The sequence below is a fragment of the Streptomyces sp. NPDC055632 genome, from assembly GCF_053618675.1.
In genome coordinates this window covers 165,471-167,058 of record NZ_JBSHHY010000015.1, presented here as the reverse complement: position 1 = coordinate 167,058, position 1,588 = coordinate 165,471, and the positions used below count along the sequence as shown (strand labels likewise).

The following is a 1,588-nucleotide window of genomic DNA, read 5'->3' as shown; positions in this document are numbered from 1 at the left end:
GTGCGGCTGGATCACCTCCTTTCTAAGGAGCACAGCACCGGATGCAGGCGAATGTTCTGCACGGTCAGCTCATGGGTGGAACGTTGATTAGTTGGCACGATCACAAGGCTGTCTTCACCAGTACTGCTTCGGCGTGGAACGTGACGGACAACCGCGGGATCGTGCCTGGCACGTTGTTGGGTGTCTGAGGGTACGGCCGTCATGGTCTGCCTTCGAGGATGCCGGCCCCAGTGCACTCGCCGCATGTCGGCGGGGTGATGGGTGGCTGGTCGTTGTTTGAGAACTACACAGTGGACGCGAGCATCTGTGGCCAAGTTTTTAAGGGCGCACGGTGGATGCCTTGGCACCAGGAACCGATGAAGGACGTGGGAGGCCACGATAGTCCCCGGGGAGCCGTCAACCAGGCTTTGATCCGGGGGTTTCCGAATGGGGAAACCCGGCAGTCGTCATGGGCTGTCACCCATGCCTGAACACATAGGGCATGTGGAGGGAACGAGGGGAAGTGAAACATCTCAGTACCCTCAGGAAGAGAAAACAACCGTGATTCCGGGAGTAGTGGCGAGCGAAACCGGATGAGGCCAAACCGCAGGCGTGTGAGACCCGGCAGGGGTTGCGCATGCGGGGTTGTGGGATCTCTCTTCTGTCGTCTGCCGGCGACAGGACGAGTCAGAAACCGTATGGATAGGCGAAGGACATGCGAAAGGTCCGGCGTAGAGGGTAAGACCCCCGTAGCCGAAATTCATGCGGCTCGTTGGAGAGACACCCAAGTAGCACGGGGCCCGAGAAATCCCGTGTGAATCTGGCGGGACCACCCGCTAAGCCTAAATATTCCCTGGTGACCGATAGCGGATAGTACCGTGAGGGAATGGTGAAAAGTACCGCGGGAGCGGAGTGAAATAGTACCTGAAACCGTGTGCCTACAAGCCGTGGGAGCGTCGCATGCAAGCTTGCTTGCATGTCGTGACTGCGTGCCTTTTGAAGAATGAGCCTGCGAGTTTGCGGTGTGTTGCGAGGTTAACCCGTGTGGGGAAGCCGTAGCGAAAGCGAGTCCGAACAGGGCGCTCTTAGTAGCACGCTCAAGACCCGAAGCGGAGTGATCTAGCCATGGGCAGGTTGAAGCGGAGGTAAGACTTCGTGGAGGACCGAACCCACCAGGGTTGAAAACCTGGGGGATGACCTGTGGTTAGGGGTGAAAGGCCAATCAAACTCCGTGATAGCTGGTTCTCCCCGAAATGCATTTAGGTGCAGCGTCGTGTGTTTCTTGCCGGAGGTAGAGCACTGGATAGGCGATGGGCCCTACCGGGTTACTGACCTTAGCCAAACTCCGAATGCCGGTAAGTGAGAGCACGGCAGTGAGACTGTGGGGGATAAGCTCCATGGTCGAGAGGGAAACAGCCCAGAGCATCGACTAAGGCCCCCAAGCGTACGCTAAGTGGGAAAGGATGTGGAGTCGCAGAGACAACCAGGAGGTTGGCTTAGAAGCAGCCACCCTTGAAAGAGTGCGTAATAGCTCACTGGTCAAGTGATTCCGCGCCGACAATGTAGCGGGGCTCAAGCGTACCGCCGAAGTCGTGTCATTGCAGCATGC

At 57.9% G+C, this 1,588-nt stretch carries 1 rRNA gene (running past one end of the window); it reads left to right on the top strand.

Going from position 1 to position 1,588, the window contains the following annotated elements:
- Positions 1-308: 308 nt before the first annotated feature.
- Positions 309-1,588, top strand: a 23S ribosomal RNA gene (locus tag ACWGSR_RS20910) (it continues 1,489 nt past the right edge of the window).